Origin of the sequence: Sphingosinicella rhizophila (genome assembly GCF_032378825.1) — a bacterium.
Lineage (GTDB): Bacteria > Pseudomonadota > Alphaproteobacteria > Sphingomonadales > Sphingomonadaceae > Allosphingosinicella > Allosphingosinicella rhizophila.
The window spans coordinates 207,131-223,454 of the sequence record NZ_JAVUPU010000005.1; the positions used below are offsets into that span (position 1 = coordinate 207,131).

Genomic DNA, 16,324 nt, shown 5'->3' on the forward strand with positions numbered 1-16,324 from the left:
GGTGACATGATCAGCACCGCCAGCACCGCCGACCCCCGCCGCTTCCTCTACCGCGATGACGGACTCTCCCCCGAAGCCGCGCTCCGCCTGACCGCCGATGCCCTCAAGGGCTGCGACGATGGCGAGCTCTATCTGCAATATACGGCTTCGGAGAGCTTCGGCTTCGACGATGGCCGGCTCAAGACCGCGGATTTCAACACCCAGGCCGGCTTCGGCCTGCGCGGCGTTTCCGGCGAGACGACGGCCTTCGCCCACGCCAATGAATTGTCGGAAGCCGCGATCCGGCGCGCCGCCGAAACGATGGCGGTGCTCGATCCGAGCAAGACGGCGATGGCGCCGCCGCCGCGCCGTACCAACGCCACGCTCTATACCGATGCCGATCCGCTCAGCCTGATCCCGTTCGCGCGCAAGGTCGCCCTGTGCCAGGAGGTGGACGCCGCCGCCCGCGCGCGCGACCCGCGCGTCGTCCAGGTCTCCGTGTCGCTGGCGGGATCGTGGAGCGTGATCGACATCGTCCGGGCTGACGGCTTCGTCGCGCATGACGTCAGGCCGCTGGTCCGGCTCAATGTGCAGATCGTCGTCGAGCAGAATGGCCGGCGCGAAACCGGCTATCACGGCCTGGGCGGCCGCAACCTCTATGACAGCCTGTTCGAGCCGGCGACCTGGAACCGGGCGATCGATATGGCGCTGGCCCAGGCGCTGGTGAATCTGGAATCGGTCGCGGCGCCGGCCGGCGAAATGACGGTCGTGCTCGGGCCCGGCTGGCCGGGCGTCCTGCTGCACGAGGCGATCGGCCACGGGCTGGAGGGCGATTTCAACCGCAAGGGCAGTTCGGCCTTTTCGGGGCGGATCGGCGAGCGGGTCGCTGCCCCCGGGGTGACAGTGGTGGACGACGGCGCGATCGGCGAGCGGCGGGGATCGCTCTCGATCGACGACGAGGGAACGCCCACCCAGTGCACGACCTTGATCGAGGACGGCATCCTCAAGGGCTATTTGCAGGACCGGCTGAACGCGCGCCTGATGGGCGTCGCCGCCACCGGCAATGGCCGCCGCGAAAGCTTCGCTCATGCGCCGATGCCGCGCATGACCAATACGTTCATGCTCGGCGGCAGGGACGATCCCGGTGAGATTCTGGCGCGCGCGAAGAACGGCATCTATGCCAAGAGCTTCGGCGGCGGCCAGGTCGATATCACCAGCGGCAAGTTCGTTTTCTCCTGCACCGAAGCCTATAAGATCGAGAATGGGCGGCTCGGTGCCCCGATCAAGGGCGCGACCCTGATCGGCGACGGCCCGACCGTGCTGACCAAGGTGGCGGCGATCGGCAACGATATGGCGCTGGACGAAGGCATCGGCATTTGCGGCAAGGGCGGCCAGTCGGTTCCGGCCGGCGTCGGCCAGCCGACTTTGCTGATCGAGGGCCTCACCGTCGGCGGCACGGCCGCCTGATGTCCTGGCAGCAAGAGGTGCTGGACTTCTGGTTCGGGCTCGAACCGGAACAATGGTGGAAGCCCGATCCCGTGCTCGACGCCCGGATCGAGGAGGATTTCCTGGAATTGTGGAAGGAGCAACGGCCGTTGCCGCCTGCGGCCTTCCTGGACAATGCCGAACATGCGCTCGCCGCGATCATCCTGTTCGACCAATTCCCTCGGAACATGTTCCGCGGCCATGCCGACCAGTTTTCGACCGATCCGCTTGCCTTGGCGATCGCCAAGGGCGCGATCGAGCGCGACTATGACGAACGCCTGCAGCCGCCGCGGCGCGGATTCATGCTGATGCCCTTCCAGCACAGCGAGGATCTGGAGGATCAGAAAAGGTCGGTCGCTTTGTTCACCGCCCTGGGCGATGCCGAACAGCTCCGCTACGCGAAACTGCACCATGACGTCATCGCGCGCTTCGCCCGCTTTCCGCACCGCAACGAAGTGCTCGGCCGCGCGCCGCGCCCGGCCGAAGTCGAAGCGGGCGACGTCTTTCCCTGGTGATGGCGCTCGTCGAGCTCGCCCGCTTCTACAACAGTTTCGAAGCCGGCCTCGCCCGGTCGCGCCTCGCGTCCGAAGGCATTGAGAGCTTCATCTTCGACATGGAAATGAGCTGGGACGGAATGGGCATCCTCATTCCGATCCGGCTCATGGTCGACGACGAGGATCGCGACGAGGCCGCGGGCCTCCTGATCGATTGAGCGTCGAAGTCTCGGAATATCTGTCGTCGCAGGCCATGGCGAGCGATCGAGAGGCTACCGCAACGCGATTTTTTCGCCGCGCGCCCGCAGATATTGGCTCCGCATGCGCCGATTGTCCGCCTCGATGGCTGCTGCGATCTTCTGGAAGCGCGGATCGCGAACCACCTCCGCCATGAACGGATAATCGCGGACCGGAATGAAATATTCGAAGTCGATCAGCATCCGCCAGCCCGCACGATAGGCTTGCGCGAAGGCGTCGATCGCCCGCTCCTTGTCGCCCAGTGCGGCATGGGCCATCCCCTTGAACGACAGGGTTTCGGCGGTCGGCAGGGGATTGGCGTCCATCCTCTTCAAGAGCAGCTCGAGCACCTGTCGGCCTTGCTCGGGCGCGCGCGTCTGCTGGAGCACGGCGGCCGAGACGATGATGTCGGTTTCCCGATAGCCCGCCAGCTCCGGCGGCGTCTTCAGCACGCCGGTGAAATTGGCGGGCAGCAGAGCGCGCGCGGTATGATATTCCTGCATCAGCAGACTTTCGACGATCTGGAGCGAACCCCAGATCGGATCTCCGGTCTCCTTCGCCGTGACCGCCGCCAGCGTCAGCAGATCACCGCGGCGCCCGGCGAGTTGAAGCAGAACCGCCTCCCCGATCGGCCAGGCCGGCGAATCCTTGCCGATTCGCGCAATCGCATCCTCCGGCCCCCCTTCGATGCCCAGATTGGCCTTGGCCGCGGCCAGAAGGATGGCGTTGAGCGGGTCGGTGGCGGTGTAGCGCGGATTGTCGAGCAGGCGGGCCGCTTCGTCGAGCCGGCCCTGCCGGAACATCAGCATCTCGGCAAAGGCGCTCGCTGCGGCCGTATAATCGGGATGAAGGGACAGCAGGGTCTCGAACGTGCGGCGCGCTTCGTCGAACCTGCCCAGCGCGCCGAGCGCGCCGGCGAGCACCTCCTGCGTCGTCCGCGACAGCGGGTCGGTGGCAAGCGCCTGGCGCAGCAGGGTCACCGCCTGGTCATATCGGCCTTCGGTGACGAGCTGCTTGGAAAACAGGGTCATCGTCTCCGGATCGCTGGGATTGACTTCATGCGCCTTGCGGAAGGCGGCGAGCGCCTGGGCATGATGGCTGCCCTCCCCGGTGCGGATGCCGAGCACGCGTTCGACAATGCCCCTGGCGAGCCACGCGTCCGCGGAGTCCGGATCGGCCTGCAGGGCCGCCTCGATCGCTTCTTCCGCACCCTTCAGCGCCGGGTTGAAGGGCAGGGCGAGATAATTCTGGGCGAGCAGGATCGTCGCCTGCGCATAGCCTGCATGGGCCTGGGCATTCTTTGCGTCCCGCTGCCGCAGCTGATCGAAGACCGCGCGCGCCGCCTGCAGATCCTCCAGATCCTGCGTGCGCAGGCGCGCTTTCGCGATCAGCGCCAGGCGGTAATCGTCCGGATCCCGGACCGCCTGCTCCTCATCGCCGACGAGATGCGCCTTCAATTTCCCGGCGACGGTTTCGGCGACCTCGGTCTGGATGGCGAGCGCGTCGTCGACGGTGCGGTCGTAGGTCGCGGACCACAGGTGGAAGCCGTCCTCGACATTGATGAGCTGGGCGGTGACGCGCAGCTTCTCGCCTGCCCGCCGGACGCTGCCTTCGACGACATGGGCGACGCCCAGCTTACGGCCGACGTCGCGCAGATCCTCATTCTTCCCCTTGAAGTAGAAGGAGGATGTCCGGCCCGCGACCTTGAGCTCGGGCGACTGGGCGAGGCTGTTGATCAGTTCCTCGGTCAGCCCATCGGCGAAATAGCCGTCCGCCTGGACTTGCGAGAAGCTGGCGAAGGGAAGCACCGCCACCGAACGCGACGAGGTCGAGGCGAAGAGCGGCGATCCCGCCGCCTCCTTGCGCAGGCTGACCAGCTGGACGGCGGCGAAGGCGAAGACGATGACGACCACGGTCGCGATCAGCCAGTCGATCCAACCGAACTGGCCCGATCCGAACCGTCGGCGGTCGCGCGGCGCCAGCCGGATTCCCTCCGGTGTGACCTCGAACATCCAGGCCAGCGTGACGGCGACCGGGAAGCCGGCCAGGAAGAGGAGAGCGGCCGCCGAAACCGTCCATTTCGGCATGTTGATGGCGGGAAAGAGCGTGTTGACGACCTGGAACACCGCCCAGCCGGCGACGGCGTAGAGTCCGGCGACCCGGACTACGCTGCGCTGCTTGAGTTCGTCCAGAACACCGCGAATCATGGCCCCCTGGCCCTTTCGCTCCCAGCATAAACCCGATTTGGGTCAAGGCGAAGCGTTCAGGAAGTGCGACAGATCATTCCCGGTAAAGAAGATGGGCGATCGGCGACAGATCATATCCGGCCTCGGCCGCCTTGGCGACCAGCGCGGCGCCCTGCGCGCCGCGGCGTGCCTCCGCGAGTGCCCACAGGAATGTCGATCGGGTGCCGGAGGTGCAATAAGCGAGCAACTGCCCCTCGGCATCCTCGAGCGCCCTCGCCATCGCCTCGATCTGGTCGTGGGACAAGCCGCCGGCCACCGGGATGAAGCGGTAATCGATCCCCGCCCGGCGCGCCGCCGCCTCGATCTCCGCGCCCGTAGGCTGGCCCGGCGCCTCGCCGTCCGGACGATTGTTGACGATCATGCCTACGCCCTGCGCTTTGGCCGCTGCCATGTCGTCCGGGCGAAGCTGGCCGGATACGAGCATGTGCGCGTCAAGCCGGCGGAACATGATTTTCCCCTTCCCGGAAGCCGAGGATCGTGTCGACGAACGCGGCGCCGTAGCGGTCGAGCTTGGCGGCGCCGACGCCGGAGATTTCCGACAGGGCGCGCAGACTGGCGGGCCGCAGCGCCGCCATTTCCCGCAAGGTGGAATCGTGGAAGATCACATAAGGCGGCACGCCGGCCTCCTTGGCCAGATCGCGGCGGCGGGTGCGCAGGGCCTCGAACAGGGGATCTCCGTCCGGATTGGCGACGCCGCCCCTGCGCGACCGGCGCTGCCGCTTGGGCGGCAGGACCAGCTCCAGCCTGTCCTCGCCCTTCAGCAGCGCCCGGGCGGAAGGACCGAAGGACAGCCCGCCATATTCGTCCGCCCTCAGCGCGTCGCGGGCGAGCAGCGCGCGTGCCACGGGCTTTACCAGCGCCAGTTCCTCCTCGCTGGCGATCCCGAAGACGGAAAGGCGGTCGTGGCCCAAATTGCGGATCTTCTCGGTGTCGCGGCCCGCCAGCACGTCGGTCAGGTGCGCGATCCCGAACCGCATCTCGGTCCGGAATGCCGCCGACAGCAATTTGCGGGCGGCCTCGGTCGCGTCGACCGTGGTCGGCGGCTCCAGGCAATTGTCGCAATTTCCGCATATTTCGGGGGGCGTCTCGCCGAAATGGCGGAGCAGCAGGGCGCGCCGGCAGCCCGCTGTCTCGACAAGGGCGGCGAGGGCATTCAGGCGCTGGCGCTCGCCGGGACGGCGGCTTTCCTCCACCTCGGTCTCGATGCGGCGGCGGGCGCGGGCGAAATCCTCGCCCCCCCAGAAAAGCCAGGCTTCGGCCGGGTCGCCGTCGCGGCCGGCCCGTCCCGTCTCCTGGTAGAAAGCTTCGATCGACTTGGGCAGTCCGGCATGGGCGACGAAGCGGACGTCGGGCTTGTCGATCCCCATGCCGAAGGCGATGGTCGCGGCCATCACCATATCCTCGGAGGAAACGAAGGCGGCCTGGTTGCGCGATCGGATCTGCGGCTCCAGCCCGGCATGATAAGGCAGCACCTTGCGGCCGGCGCCGCCAAGCTGCTCCGCCAGTTTCTCGGTGCCCGCCCGGCTCGGCGCATAGACGATGCCGGGCCCCGGCTGCCCGCCGAGCAGGGTTTTCAGCTGCGCGCCGACGCCGTCGCGCGGGCGGATATGATAGCGGATATTGGGGCGGTCGAAGCCGGCGAGGATCAGGCCGTCCTGCGGGATGCCCAATTGCACCAATATGTCGGCCCGCGTCTCGCGGTCGGCGGTTGCGGTCAGCGCCAGGCGCGGCACGTCGGGGAAATGATCGAGCAAGGGGCGCAGCAGCCGGTAATCGGGCCGGAAATCATGGCCCCATTCCGATACGCAATGCGCCTCGTCGATGGCGATCAGCGCCAGCGGGATGCGGCCGATCATGGCGCGGAAGCTTTCGCCCGACGCCCGTTCCGGCGCCGCATAGAGGATGTCGAGCGCGCCGCTGTTCAGCCGGGCGAGGGTTTCCTGGCGATTGTCGTCGGCGGATGTCAGCGCCGCCGCCTGGATGCCGAAGCCCGAAGCGGCGCGGATCTGGTCGTGCATCAGCGCGATCAGCGGCGAGATCACCAGCGCCGTTCCCGGCCGCGCCAAAGCCGGCACCTGGTAGCAGAGCGACTTGCCGGCGCCGGTCGGCATCACCGTGAGGCTGTGCTGCCCGGACATGACCCGGTCGATCACCTGCTGCTGGACGCCGCGAAAGTCCTGGAAGCCGAACGTGCTGCGGAGGATCGCGAGAGGGTCTTGCACGTCTCTCCCTATCCGCACCGCGCGGGACAAGTCGAGGGGGAGCGGGATTCGGCCGGTCGGCTCATTCGGCCGCTTCGGCTTCCTCTTCTTCGCGTTCGCTCTGCTGGCGCGTCCACATTTCGGCATAGATGCCGTTCTTGCGGAGCAGTTGCGCATGGGTGCCGCGCTCGGCCACCTGCCCCTGGTCCAGCACCACGATCTGGTCCGCATCGACCACGGTCGACAGGCGATGGGCGATGACGATGCTGGTGCGGCGGGCGGCGACGTTGCGCAAAGTCTCCTGGATGGCCGCCTCGGTGCGGCTGTCCAGCGCGCTGGTGGCCTCGTCCAGCACCAGGATCGGCGGATCCTTCAGAAGCGTGCGGGCGATGGCGACGCGCTGTTTCTCGCCGCCCGACAATTTGAGGCCGCGCTCGCCGACCTGCGAATCGTAGCCATGCGGCAGCTGGGCGATGAAATCGTGAATTGCGGCGCCTTTCGCGGCCGCCTCGATCTCCGCCTGGCCGGCGCCTTCGCGGCCATAGCCGATATTATAGCCGATCGTGTCGTTGAACAGGACGCTGTCCTGGGGAACGATGCCGATGGCCGCGCGAAGGCTCTTCTGGGTCACCTTGTTGATGTCCTGCCCGTCGATCGTGATGCGGCCGCCGGTCGGCTCGTAGAATCGGAACAGCAGGCGCGACAGGGTCGATTTGCCCGCGCCGGAAGGGCCGACCACGGCCAGCATCGATCCCGGCGGCACGTCGACGTCGATGCCCTTCAATATCTCGCGGTCGGCATCATAGCCGAAACGCAGATCCTGCAGCCGGACATGCCCGTTCGTGACGATCAGATCGGGCGCGCCTTGCATGTCCTCGATCTCGGCCTCGGTGTCGACGATGCCGAACATGGCTTCCATGTCGATCAGGCCCTGCCGCACGTTGCGATAAACCCAGCCGAGCATGTCGAGCGGGCGGAAGAGCTGGGCAAGCAGGGTGTTGACCAGCACCACGTCGCCGGCCGTGAACATGCCGCGGCTCCAGCCCCAGACGGTATAGCCCATCGCCCCCGCCATCATCGCATTGGTGATCAGCGCCTGGCCGATATTGAGCCAGGCCAGCGAGGTTTCATTCTTGACGGCGGCGTCGGCGAAGCTGCGCATGGCGTGGCCGTAGCGCCGCGCCTCCCGTTCCTCGGCGGTGAAATATTTGACCGTTTCGTAATTGAGCAGCGAATCGACCGCGCGGGCGATCGCCTGATTGTCGACCTCGTTCATCCGTCGCTGGAGGTGGGTGCGCCATTCGGTGACGATGCGGGTGAAAAGGATATATCCGGCCACCATGGCGAGCGTCGCCACCACCAGGCCGATCCCGAACTTGAGGCCGAAGATGACGCAGATGACGGCCAGCTCGACCACGGTCGGCGCGATGTTGAACAGCAGGAAATAGAGCATCATGTCGATGCTCTTGGTGCCGCGCTCGACGATTTTGGTGAGCGCGCCGGTGCGCCGCTCCAGATGGAAGCGCAAGGACAGTCGGTGGATGTGGCGGAAAACATTCTCCGCCAGCCGCCGTGCGGCGTCCTGCCCGACCCGTTCGAAGATGGCGTTCCTGAGATTGTCGAACAGCACCCCGCCGAAGCGGGCGCCGGCATAGGCGACCACCAGCGCGACGGCCACCGCTACCGCCGCCTCCATCCCGGCCGACATGCGGTCGATCGCCGCCTTGTAGACGAATCCGGTGCTGAGCGTGAGCGCCTTGGCGGCGAGCACCAGCACCAGCGCGACGACCACCCTCGCCCTCAGCCTGGGTTCGTCCTTCGGCCACAAATAAGGCAGGAAGCGGCGCAGCGTCCGGAATCCCGCAACCGGTGCGGTGGGCTGGGAAGGATCGGGCGGCGCCATCTCTCCACCATTTAGGGACGCGGCGTCGCCGCACCAAGTTATGGATGCGAAACTGTTGGAACGGCTGCCCGCGCCGAATGTTTGTAAGACATGGGACCGGCTTTCTTCGTCATCGCAATTCTCGGCTGCGGCGAGGGCGATTCCTCCTGCGAGCAGGTCGCCCGCGCCGAAAGCCGATTCGAAAGCCTCGCCAGCTGCACCGATGCGACCGGACCGGCCGTCGCCCGGCATGGCGACATACCCTATCCGGTCGTCGTGGCGCAGTGTCAGCCGGGCAACCAGGCCGCGGTGAGGCTGATGGCCCAGGACGTCAAGCTCCCGCATCCGCAGCCCCGCGACCGCCAGAAATATGCGGATAATAGCGCGCGCTGAACCGGGCCGCCGCCCTGCTTCGGAACCCGCAAGTCCTTGCCGCTTTTATCTTTTGAACCGGCCGACGATGGGCGGTCAGGAAGAGGCACGAAAATGAACACGAAAATTCCCCCAAAGGATCGCATCGAGGACGGACGTGAAGCCGATCGCGAAAACGAAGCGCCCGATGCGCTCGGCAGGGCCGGCAAGAAGACGGCCGTCGAACGTGAGGACGATGACGATCAGGATGCGTCCGCTCTGGAAGCTTTCGATGAGGAAGGCGCGGGCATCGCGGCGAAGGAGTGATCGAAATGAGCGACACCGAAACGATCGAAATGATCCACGAAGATGGACTGCCGGGCCATGAGAGCGAATTGGAGCCGAAGCCGGATTGGGAGCCGCGTTATCCCGGCTCGGGCCGGCTGAAGGACAAGGTGGCGCTGATCACGGGCGCCGACAGCGGCATCGGCAGGGCGGTGGCGGCTCTGTACGCGCGCGAGGGCGCGGATGTCGCCATCCTCTATCTGTGCGAGCATGACGATGCGGACAAGACCAGGCAGATCGTCGAGGCGGAGGGGCGCAGGGCGATCACGATCGCGGGCGATCTCGGCGACAGGCAATTCTGCGAAAAAGCGCTCGCCGAAACGGTGGAGAAGCTTGGCGGCCTGGATATCCTCGTCAACAATGCCGGCGAACAGCATCCTGACGAGGACATTACCGACATTACCGAGGAACAGCTCAAGCGCACTTTTCAGACGAACATCTTCAGCATGTTCTTCCTGACCCAGGCGGCGCGGCCGCATCTGAAGCGCGGCGCAGCGATCGTCAATTGCACCTCCATCACCATGTATCAGGGGTCCAAGCTGCTGCTCGATTATTCCTCCACCAAGGGTGCGATCACGGCCTTCACCCGTTCGCTGTCCGAAAATCTGATCGGGGACGGCATCAGGGTGAACGGGGTCGCGCCGGGGCCGATCTGGACTCCGCTCAACCCCTTCGGCGGCCAGCCGCCGGAGAAGATGAAGGATTTCGGGAAGGACACGCCGATGGGCCGTCCCGGCCAGCCGAACGAGGTGGCGCCGAGCTTCCTGTTCCTGGCCTGCGAGGATTCGAGCTACATGTCGGGGCAGGTCCTTCACCCCAATGGCGGCACGATCGTCGGCAGCTAGAGCCGGAATCAGGCTCTATTCAAACCTTTGGGCCATGGTCCGCGTTTCATGGTCTAGGGACGGCAGGCTGGATCATGCTATAGCGAGTCGCGAAGGGGACGAGCCATGGCGCGATATATTGGCGCGATTGCGGCGGGAATCCTGGTCGGTTTCGCCACCGTGTGGATCGTCGAGACGATCGGCCATGCCCTCTATCCGCTTCCTTCCGACATAGCCCTCGACGATCCCGCCGCGGCCGGCCGCCATGCGGATTCGATGCCGATCGGCGCCCAGCTTTTCGTCATCGCCGCCTGGTTCCTGGGCGCCCTTGCCGGCGGATCGGTGGCGGCGCGGATCGCGCAGGCACGCTGGGCGGCCTGGCTGGTCGGCGCTGCGGTCGCGATCGGCGCGGTCGCTTTCATCTTCTGGATCCCCCATCCCGAAGCGATGCAGATCGCGGCCGTGGTCGCGCCGCTGGCCGGCGGACTCGTCGCGGGCCATTGGCCGGCAGCCCGCGCGCCGCGAATGAAGCGAAGGGCGTCCGATGCGTGAATATCGCAGCTTCGCGGACTTCTGGCCGCATTATCTGCGCGAACATGCGCGGCCGGCTACGCGCGCACTCCATTATACGGGCACCGGCCTCGTCATCTTCATCGCCATCGCCGCGGTCGTCACGAACCGATGGTGGCTGCTCGCCGCGCTCCCGGTCGCAGGTTACGGCTTTGCCTGGGCCAGCCATTTCATGGTCGAGCGCAACCGCCCCGCCACCTTCACCTATCCGGCCTGGTCGCTGGCCGCGGATTTCAGGATGTGGTGGCTTTGGCTGACCGGGCGGCTGGGTTCCGAGCTTGCCGCGGCCGGCGTTCGCGCCGCCGCCGGGGAACGGAGCGATGGGCACTAGCGCTCTCGCCGGCGATCCTGGTCTCGACCGGCTGCTGATGAAGATGCGGGCCCGCGACATCGTCGATGCCCGGGAAGAAGATGTGCTGCGCGATTCGGTCGCCGAGGTGCGTGAATCGCGCGCCGGCAGGATCATCATCCGTGCCGGCGCCATGATCGGCGGATGCACGTTGCTGCTGGACGGCCTCGTCTGCCGCTATCGGGATCTCGCGGACGGCCAGCGCCAGATCATGGAGCTCCATGTCGCGGGGGACTTTCTCGATCTTCACTCCTTCCTGCTGAAGCGGCTCGAACATCATGTCGGCGCGATGACGCCCGTCCGCTACGCGATCGTCCCGCACCAGCGGGTCCGCGAGATTACCGAACGTCATCCGCATCTGACGCGCCTGCTATGGTTCCAGACCTTGCTCGACGCCGCCATTCACCGCGAGCGCATCATTTCGGTCGGCCGGCGCTCGGCGGTAGGGCGGATCGCCCATCTTCTCTGCGAGATGTTCGTCCGGCTGGAAATCGTCGGCATGACGGACGGCAATCGTTACGCCCTCCCCCTCACCCAGGGCGACCTCGCCGATGCGACCGGGCTAACCTCCGTGCACGTTAACCGGATGCTGAAAAGGCTGCGCGACGAGGCGCTTCTGACCTTCAGGGGCGGCCAGGTCGCCATCCACGATTGGGACAGGCTGCAGCGCGTCGCCGAATTCGACCCCGCTTACCTCTATCTGGAGCGCCTGCCGCGCTAAAAGCATCGTGCTGAAAAGTGGGTACCGGTTTTCAGCTTTTCGCGATGCGATAACGAAGGTCCAAAGCATCGTGCTGAAAAGTGGGCACCGGTTTTCAGCTTTTCACGATGCGGTAACAGGGGTCCAAACATCGTGCTGAAAAGTGGGCACCGGTTTTCAGCTTTTCACGATGCGATAACAAACCATTAGATATCCTGCCGGCGATATTCGCCCATCGCCATCAGCCGGTCGGCGACGATCGCGCGGTGGCAGCAGGCGGCGTCGCGTTCGAAGCAGAGCAGGGCCGCGTGCCGGGCCGTGGCGGCCTCATGGGCCTGCGCCAGGGCCAGCTCGGCTTCGGGCGTCTCCAGCTGCTCTTCATAGATGGCGTGCATTTCCGCGATCCGGCCGCTGCGCGCGGCATCGCGCCCCGCCTTCGGGGTGCCGAGCGCGCGCAGGTGGNAGGGGTCCAAACATCGTGCTGAAAAGTGGGCACCGGTTTTCAGCTTATCACGATGCGGTAACAGGGGTCCAAACCTCGTGCTGAAAAGTGGGCCCCGGTGTTCAGCTTTTCACGATGCGGTACCAGGGGTCCAAACATCGCGCTGAAAAGTGGGCACCGGTTTTCAGCTTTTCACGATGCGATAACAAACCATTAGATATCCTGCCGGCGATATTCGCCCATCGCCATCAGCCGGTCGGCGACGATCGCGCGGTGGCAGCAGGCGGCGTCGCGTTCGAAGCAGAGCAGGGCCGCGTGCCGGGCCGTGGCGGCCTCATGGGCCTGCGCCAGGGCCAGCTCGGCTTCGGGCGTCTCCAGCTGCTCTTCATAGATGGCGTGCATTTCCGCGATCCGGCCGCTGCGCGCGGCATCGCGCCCCGCCTTCGGGGTGCCGAGCGCGCGCAGGTGGAGATAGGAAATGCCCCGCGCACGAAGGGCGCCCGCCAGCGCCGTCTTGGAAAAGCCCGGCCGCCGGGAGGCCGCCACCGCCCGCACGTCTATCAGCAGCGTGACCTTGGCGTCGCCGAGCTCGTCCAGCACCTCGTCGATCGTCTTGCCTTCATAGCCGATCGTCGAAAGCGGTCGGGGTGTCGCCATCGCCGGCTCAGTCGAACAATTCTTCAAGGAAGCTCTTGCGCTTCTTCTTGTAGGGACGCCCATGGTCGTGGCCGTAGCCGCCGCCGAAGCTCGGCTGCGCCTGCGGATAGGGTTGCGGCTCGGCCGCACGGCTGGGTGCGGCCGGCGTCGCGGGCGCGCTGCGCTCGATGATCTTGTCGAGCTCGCCGCGATCCAGCCAGACGCCGCGGCATTGGGGGCAGAAATCGATCTCGATATTCTGCCTCTCGCTCATCGTCAGGGGCACACGGCAGACGGGACAAAGCATCGCGGCGGATTCGGCCATCAGGATCTCCAATATTGTGTGCTCCCAACCTAGGAAGGGCGGGTTCCGCCTTCAACGGCGCAGTGCGCGCACTGCCCAAAACTCGGCTCCCAATATTTGGGAAATTTCACCGACTGTTCGGAGTGCTGAAAGTGCCCAGCGGCGCGACCGTTGCAGAAAGTCGCGCTTTTCTGCCGTTTATTGTGTTTGGCACGGACCCTGCAATCCGCTGGATATGCCGCCGGATGGTCCGGTGGATTGTTCAAGGAGACAGACAATGACCTTCAATCTCATCAATGCCCAGCAGCTCGCAATCTCGCTCGTCGCAGCCCTGCTCGCCAGCACCCTGGTTGTTTCCGCCGCCGTCACCCCGTTCATCTGAGCGTCCGGCGCCGAACATCAGCAAGTTTTTAGGATATCAAGATGACCAGTCGTTTCATGCTCGACAAAGCCAATGCCAGGATGATGGGTGTGTGCTCCGGCCTCGCCGGTCTCACCGGCCTCGATGTCACCATCGTCCGCGTGCTGACCGTGCTGAGCCTGTTCCTGCTCGGGCCGGTCACCATCCTCCTCTATCTCGTCGCCGGCCTGATCGCGCCGGACCGGGTCTGATCCGATGGCGCTGCCTTTCTATCGCAAATGCATGCGCCGCCTGCAGGGCCTGCTCGCCGCCCGCCCGCGGACGCTCGGGAACGGGGCCGGAATCAGGGACAGCGAACGCGGGTGAAGCTGGTGCCGTCGCCGCTGACCACCAGCTGTCCGCCATCGTCGGTCAGGTCCAGCTGGCGCACGCTCCGCCACTTCTCCCCCTCGCCTTCATAATCCGCCGTCACCGATATGCTGGTGGGGCTCACGATCTTCACTTCGGCGACCACGCCCAGGCTCTCGTGGAAGCGCAGCGCCTTGGGCGTGAGCTGCAGCCTGTAGACGCCCGGCCGGCCGCAGGCCTCGATGGTTTCATCGAACGTGCCGACGAACGCCGCCGGGATCGCCGTTTCGATCGTTCCGGGCAAAGGGGCCGAAACATTCTCCGTGGCCGGGTCCGTTTCACCTTCTGACGCCGGTTCGATCGCGGATGGCGCTTCGGGCTCCTGCACCGGTGCCACCCGATTGGCTTCCTGGCTCGGCGTCTCCCCGCAGGCCGTCAGCAGGGCCGTGGCAATCATTATGGCGGCAAACCGCATCTTTCTCTCCGTTCAGATTGGCAGAAACAGGCCGAGGACCGCCAGCGCAATGGCGATACAGGCAATGATGAGCGCGGCCCGCGCCATCAAACTCGCCTGCCGGGCCTCGTCGGCCGCGCGATTCTGGTCCTGACCATCCACGTCCTGAAATTAGGGTCCGCACCCACAAATAGCGAGTCCGTGGCGCGCCCAGGTCCATCGCCTCGCTTGGTCGCCGCGACTTCCATTCTCCATCCGGCACCGCGCCTCTGGTGGACACGGCATTTTGGGCCTAAGCTTGATTGGAACGAGAAGGAGATTGTGATGCGCATCCTGGCACTCGCCGCCGCCTTCGCCGTGGCGCTCACGCCGGTCGCCACCGCGGCCGCCCTGCGCGAAGGCGCGAAGGCGCCGGATTTCACCACCCGCGGCGCCCTTGCCGGCAAGCCGTTCCGCCTCAATCTCAAGGAACAATTGCGCCGCGGCCCGGTGGTCCTCTATTTCTTCCCCAAGGCTTTCACCCAGGGCTGCACGCTGGAAACGCGCGCTTTTTCCGAGGCCAATCCCGAATTTCAGAAGGCCGGCGCGCGCGTGATCGGCCTGTCGGCCGACGATTATCCGACCCTCGCCAAATTCTCGGTCGAGGAATGCCGCAACGCCTTCCCGGTCGCCATCGCCACGCCCGCCATGATCAAGGCTTATGACGTGCTGCTGAAGGAAGGCATGGCCTATACCAACCGCACCTCCTACGTCATCGCCCCCGACGGCCAGATTCTCTACGCCCACAGCGAGCCGGACTGGAAGGACCATGTGAAGAACACGCTGGCGGCGGTTCAGAAGTGGAAGGCGGGGCAGAATCGCTGATACGGGCGCTTTGACGGCGTCCCGGCGTCGGTGTCTTGGCCAATGAAGAGGTGAATTCGGCCCATGGCCAAGGATGAATGGAATTGGTGGGAAGAAGATGAACCTGATGGCGGGGCGACGATTGGTTCCCCGGTCACCACGGACAGCAATGGCACGCCACTCGCCAATGGCGACAGCGTCATTCTCATCAAGGACCTGAAGGTGAAGGGCGCCGGGCAGATCCTGAAACGCGGGACCGTCGTGAAGAATGTGCGGCTGACCGACAATCCCGACGAAATCGATTGCCGCACAGACGCGATCAAGGGCCTGGTCCTCCGAACCGAGTTCGTCAAAAAAAGATAATAGCCGGATGCCGGATCTATCTGCCGTCGCAGTGTCGGCGCGGCTCGGGCCGGCTGCTGTGCCGCCTGGTGAACCTAGGCTGTCGGGCCGGTTCAGCAATCCCTCAAGCGAAGGGGCGCCTCCATCCCTGCACGCATTCGGCGTGATGGAGTAGATCGATGAGAAAGATCCTGTTGGGCATGGCCGCCATTTCGGCGCTGGCCGTCGGCGCGCCGGCATTCGCGCAATATTCGAACGGAAATTACCAAGTTCGGGATGGCTATCAGGGCCGCGACTATGGCTATGCGAACGGCAATATTTCCATGCGGATCGATCGACTTCAGGATCGAATCCGGGCCGGGGTGCAGAACCGGACGATAAGCCGGCAACAGGCGATGCGACTCGATGCGCAACTGCGCCAGCTCAGCGGGCTCGAACGTCGCTACCGGAGCGACGGTCTGTCAGGATGGGAGCGGTCGGAGCTGCAGCAACGCCTGAACGGGCTTCGCCAGCAAATCCGCCTGGCCGACCGGGGCGGCAGCGGGCGCTACGATTCCGAGGACCGCCACGGCGACTTCTACGATCGAAACAACGACAATTGGGACGACCGCGATTCAGATCGGGATGGCCGCTGGGACGCCGAAAGTCGCTACGACAATGACCGTGACAGCTGGGACGATCGGGATTCCGATGGTGACGGACGGTGGCAGGACGACGTCGATGACGATCCCTATCGCGGCGGACGCTGAACCCTTCAGCTCAGTCTAGAATGATGTGGCTTGCCCGGATCGGACGACCGTCCTCATCGAACAAATCGCGACCCCGGCTATTTCCAAGGTCTGTGAACTTGTTGATGGAGGACATGACCCTCACCAACAGCACCTCGTGATCGCGCCCAGCGGCCGGATTATCTACGCCCCCAGCGACCCCG

General features: G+C 65.5%; 22 protein-coding genes. 13 read left to right on the forward strand and 9 right to left on the reverse strand.

Annotated features, from left to right (window positions below; genetic code table 11):
- The first annotated feature begins 6 nt into the window (after positions 1–6).
- Genes tldD through RQX22_RS11680 form a run of 3 tightly spaced genes read left to right on the forward strand, consistent with a single transcriptional unit; the run spans position 7 to position 2,176 of the window.
- Positions 7–1,446 (forward strand): metalloprotease TldD, encoded by a 1,440-nt coding sequence (gene tldD / locus RQX22_RS11670; RefSeq protein ID WP_315726684.1) that lies wholly within the window; start codon positions 7–9, stop codon positions 1,444–1,446.
- Complete coding sequence (locus RQX22_RS11675; protein WP_315726686.1) at positions 1,446–1,979, forward strand: DUF924 family protein; 534 nt, start codon at positions 1,446–1,448, stop codon at positions 1,977–1,979. The genes tldD and RQX22_RS11675 overlap by 1 nt, the downstream gene beginning before the upstream one ends.
- The gene (locus tag RQX22_RS11680; RefSeq protein ID WP_315726688.1) at positions 1,979–2,176 is read left to right on the forward strand and encodes a putative signal transducing protein; all 198 of its coding nucleotides are present in this window, start codon (positions 1,979–1,981) and stop codon (positions 2,174–2,176) included. The genes RQX22_RS11675 and RQX22_RS11680 overlap by 1 nt, the downstream gene beginning before the upstream one ends.
- Before the next feature lie 54 nt (positions 2,177–2,230).
- On the opposite strand, the gene RQX22_RS11685 is transcribed toward RQX22_RS11680, so the two are convergent.
- The 4 genes from RQX22_RS11685 to RQX22_RS11700 all read right to left on the reverse strand — a co-directional run bounded on the left by RQX22_RS11685 (position 2,231) and on the right by RQX22_RS11700 (position 8,545).
- Entirely contained in the window at positions 2,231–4,402 is a 2,172-nt protein-coding gene (locus RQX22_RS11685) for a tetratricopeptide repeat protein (protein ID WP_315726690.1), read from the reverse strand.
- A 73-nt stretch (positions 4,403–4,475) separates the two neighbouring features.
- Entirely contained in the window at positions 4,476–4,889 is a 414-nt protein-coding gene (locus RQX22_RS11690) for a protein tyrosine phosphatase family protein (protein ID WP_315726692.1), read from the reverse strand.
- Positions 4,873–6,663, reverse strand: coding sequence for a DNA helicase RecQ (gene recQ, locus RQX22_RS11695; protein WP_315726694.1), 1,791 nt, complete (start codon positions 6,661–6,663; stop codon positions 4,873–4,875). The genes RQX22_RS11690 and recQ overlap by 17 nt, the downstream gene beginning before the upstream one ends.
- Positions 6,664–6,724: 61 nt before the next feature.
- Positions 6,725–8,545 (reverse strand): ABCB family ABC transporter ATP-binding protein/permease, encoded by a 1,821-nt coding sequence (locus tag RQX22_RS11700; protein WP_315726696.1) that lies wholly within the window; start codon positions 8,543–8,545, stop codon positions 6,725–6,727.
- 90 nt (positions 8,546–8,635) lie between these two features.
- Here RQX22_RS11700 and RQX22_RS11705 point away from each other — a divergent pair, with 90 nt between their 5' ends.
- The 6 genes from RQX22_RS11705 (at position 8,636) to RQX22_RS11730 (ending at position 11,684) form a co-directional block, all read left to right on the forward strand.
- The gene (locus tag RQX22_RS11705) at positions 8,636–8,917 is read left to right on the forward strand and encodes a hypothetical protein (RefSeq protein ID WP_315726698.1); all 282 of its coding nucleotides are present in this window, start codon (positions 8,636–8,638) and stop codon (positions 8,915–8,917) included.
- Between the two features lie 93 nt (positions 8,918–9,010).
- Positions 9,011–9,202: a hypothetical protein gene (locus RQX22_RS11710; protein WP_315726699.1), complete on the forward strand. Its 192-nt coding sequence runs from the start codon at positions 9,011–9,013 to the stop codon at positions 9,200–9,202.
- Between the two features lie 5 nt (positions 9,203–9,207).
- Positions 9,208–10,065: an SDR family oxidoreductase gene (locus RQX22_RS11715; RefSeq protein ID WP_315726701.1), complete on the forward strand. Its 858-nt coding sequence runs from the start codon at positions 9,208–9,210 to the stop codon at positions 10,063–10,065.
- 105 nt (positions 10,066–10,170) lie between these two features.
- The gene (locus RQX22_RS11720; RefSeq protein ID WP_315726703.1) at positions 10,171–10,596 is read left to right on the forward strand and encodes a hypothetical protein; all 426 of its coding nucleotides are present in this window, start codon (positions 10,171–10,173) and stop codon (positions 10,594–10,596) included.
- Positions 10,589–10,945 carry a DUF962 domain-containing protein gene (locus RQX22_RS11725; RefSeq protein WP_315726705.1) on the forward strand — a complete coding sequence of 119 codons (357 nt, stop codon included), beginning with the start codon at positions 10,589–10,591 and terminating at the stop codon, positions 10,943–10,945. Before RQX22_RS11720 ends, RQX22_RS11725 begins: the two co-directional genes overlap by 8 nt.
- Complete coding sequence (locus RQX22_RS11730; protein ID WP_315726707.1) at positions 10,935–11,684, forward strand: Crp/Fnr family transcriptional regulator; 750 nt, start codon at positions 10,935–10,937, stop codon at positions 11,682–11,684. Before RQX22_RS11725 ends, RQX22_RS11730 begins: the two co-directional genes overlap by 11 nt.
- Before the next feature lie 185 nt (positions 11,685–11,869).
- Here RQX22_RS11730 and RQX22_RS11735 read toward each other — a convergent pair whose 3' ends face one another.
- From RQX22_RS11735 to RQX22_RS11745, 3 genes are all read right to left on the reverse strand, one after another.
- Positions 11,870–12,136: a DUF488 domain-containing protein gene (locus RQX22_RS11735; RefSeq protein ID WP_315726708.1), complete on the reverse strand. Its 267-nt coding sequence runs from the start codon at positions 12,134–12,136 to the stop codon at positions 11,870–11,872.
- A gap of 182 nt (positions 12,137–12,318) precedes the next feature.
- Positions 12,319–12,762 (reverse strand): DUF488 domain-containing protein, encoded by a 444-nt coding sequence (locus RQX22_RS11740; RefSeq protein ID WP_315726710.1) that lies wholly within the window; start codon positions 12,760–12,762, stop codon positions 12,319–12,321.
- A gap of 7 nt (positions 12,763–12,769) precedes the next feature.
- Positions 12,770–13,066, reverse strand: a complete 297-nt coding sequence (locus tag RQX22_RS11745) for a TFIIB-type zinc ribbon-containing protein (RefSeq protein WP_315726712.1) — start codon at positions 13,064–13,066, stop codon at positions 12,770–12,772.
- Positions 13,067–13,468: 402 nt separating this feature from the next.
- Between RQX22_RS11745 and RQX22_RS11750 the strand changes: the two genes are divergently transcribed.
- Positions 13,469–13,657, forward strand: coding sequence for a PspC domain-containing protein (locus RQX22_RS11750; RefSeq protein ID WP_315726713.1), 189 nt, complete (start codon positions 13,469–13,471; stop codon positions 13,655–13,657).
- Positions 13,658–13,749: 92 nt separating this feature from the next.
- On the opposite strand, the gene RQX22_RS11755 is transcribed toward RQX22_RS11750, so the two are convergent.
- Positions 13,750–14,211 (reverse strand): hypothetical protein, encoded by a 462-nt coding sequence (locus tag RQX22_RS11755; RefSeq protein WP_315726715.1) that lies wholly within the window; start codon positions 14,209–14,211, stop codon positions 13,750–13,752.
- Between the two features lie 30 nt (positions 14,212–14,241).
- Positions 14,242–14,370 carry a hypothetical protein gene (locus tag RQX22_RS11760; protein WP_315726716.1) on the reverse strand — a complete coding sequence of 43 codons (129 nt, stop codon included), beginning with the start codon at positions 14,368–14,370 and terminating at the stop codon, positions 14,242–14,244.
- Between the two features lie 162 nt (positions 14,371–14,532).
- Between RQX22_RS11760 and RQX22_RS11765 the strand changes: the two genes are divergently transcribed.
- The 3 genes from RQX22_RS11765 to RQX22_RS11775 all read left to right on the forward strand — a co-directional run bounded on the left by RQX22_RS11765 (position 14,533) and on the right by RQX22_RS11775 (position 16,142).
- Positions 14,533–15,072: a peroxiredoxin gene (locus tag RQX22_RS11765; RefSeq protein WP_315726717.1), complete on the forward strand. Its 540-nt coding sequence runs from the start codon at positions 14,533–14,535 to the stop codon at positions 15,070–15,072.
- Between the two features lie 63 nt (positions 15,073–15,135).
- Positions 15,136–15,414, forward strand: coding sequence for an alkylphosphonate utilization protein (locus tag RQX22_RS11770; RefSeq protein WP_315726718.1), 279 nt, complete (start codon positions 15,136–15,138; stop codon positions 15,412–15,414).
- A 158-nt stretch (positions 15,415–15,572) separates the two neighbouring features.
- Positions 15,573–16,142, forward strand: a complete 570-nt coding sequence (locus RQX22_RS11775; protein ID WP_315726719.1) for a hypothetical protein — start codon at positions 15,573–15,575, stop codon at positions 16,140–16,142.
- Positions 16,143–16,324: the final 182 nt, after the last annotated feature.

Excerpts from the sequence above, each read along its gene's own strand:
- RQX22_RS11675 (WP_315726686.1), top strand. The coding sequence starts at position 1,446 with ATGTCCTGGCAGCAAGAGGTGCTGGACTTCTGGTTCGGGCTCGAACCG.
- RQX22_RS11725 (WP_315726705.1), top strand. The coding sequence starts at position 10,589 with ATGCGTGAATATCGCAGCTTCGCGGACTTCTGGCCGCATTATCTGCGC.
- RQX22_RS11720 (WP_315726703.1), top strand. The coding sequence starts at position 10,171 with ATGGCGCGATATATTGGCGCGATTGCGGCGGGAATCCTGGTCGGTTTC.
- RQX22_RS11740 (WP_315726710.1), bottom strand. The coding sequence starts at position 12,762 with ATGGCGACACCCCGACCGCTTTCGACGATCGGCTATGAAGGCAAGACG.
- RQX22_RS11745 (WP_315726712.1), bottom strand. The coding sequence starts at position 13,066 with ATGGCCGAATCCGCCGCGATGCTTTGTCCCGTCTGCCGTGTGCCCCTG.
- RQX22_RS11690 (WP_315726692.1), bottom strand. The coding sequence starts at position 4,889 with ATGTTCCGCCGGCTTGACGCGCACATGCTCGTATCCGGCCAGCTTCGC.
- RQX22_RS11705 (WP_315726698.1), top strand. The coding sequence starts at position 8,636 with ATGGGACCGGCTTTCTTCGTCATCGCAATTCTCGGCTGCGGCGAGGGC.
- RQX22_RS11770 (WP_315726718.1), top strand. The coding sequence starts at position 15,136 with ATGGCCAAGGATGAATGGAATTGGTGGGAAGAAGATGAACCTGATGGC.
- RQX22_RS11685 (WP_315726690.1), bottom strand. The coding sequence starts at position 4,402 with ATGATTCGCGGTGTTCTGGACGAACTCAAGCAGCGCAGCGTAGTCCGG.
- RQX22_RS11765 (WP_315726717.1), top strand. The coding sequence starts at position 14,533 with ATGCGCATCCTGGCACTCGCCGCCGCCTTCGCCGTGGCGCTCACGCCG.
- RQX22_RS11750 (WP_315726713.1), top strand. The coding sequence starts at position 13,469 with ATGACCAGTCGTTTCATGCTCGACAAAGCCAATGCCAGGATGATGGGT.
- RQX22_RS11755 (WP_315726715.1), bottom strand. The coding sequence starts at position 14,211 with ATGATTGCCACGGCCCTGCTGACGGCCTGCGGGGAGACGCCGAGCCAG.
- RQX22_RS11775 (WP_315726719.1), top strand. The coding sequence starts at position 15,573 with ATGAGAAAGATCCTGTTGGGCATGGCCGCCATTTCGGCGCTGGCCGTC.
- RQX22_RS11680 (WP_315726688.1), top strand. The coding sequence starts at position 1,979 with ATGGCGCTCGTCGAGCTCGCCCGCTTCTACAACAGTTTCGAAGCCGGC.
- tldD (WP_315726684.1), top strand. The coding sequence starts at position 7 with ATGATCAGCACCGCCAGCACCGCCGACCCCCGCCGCTTCCTCTACCGC.
- RQX22_RS11715 (WP_315726701.1), top strand. The coding sequence starts at position 9,208 with ATGAGCGACACCGAAACGATCGAAATGATCCACGAAGATGGACTGCCG.
- RQX22_RS11710 (WP_315726699.1), top strand. The coding sequence starts at position 9,011 with ATGAACACGAAAATTCCCCCAAAGGATCGCATCGAGGACGGACGTGAA.
- RQX22_RS11700 (WP_315726696.1), bottom strand. The coding sequence starts at position 8,545 with ATGGCGCCGCCCGATCCTTCCCAGCCCACCGCACCGGTTGCGGGATTC.
- RQX22_RS11730 (WP_315726707.1), top strand. The coding sequence starts at position 10,935 with ATGGGCACTAGCGCTCTCGCCGGCGATCCTGGTCTCGACCGGCTGCTG.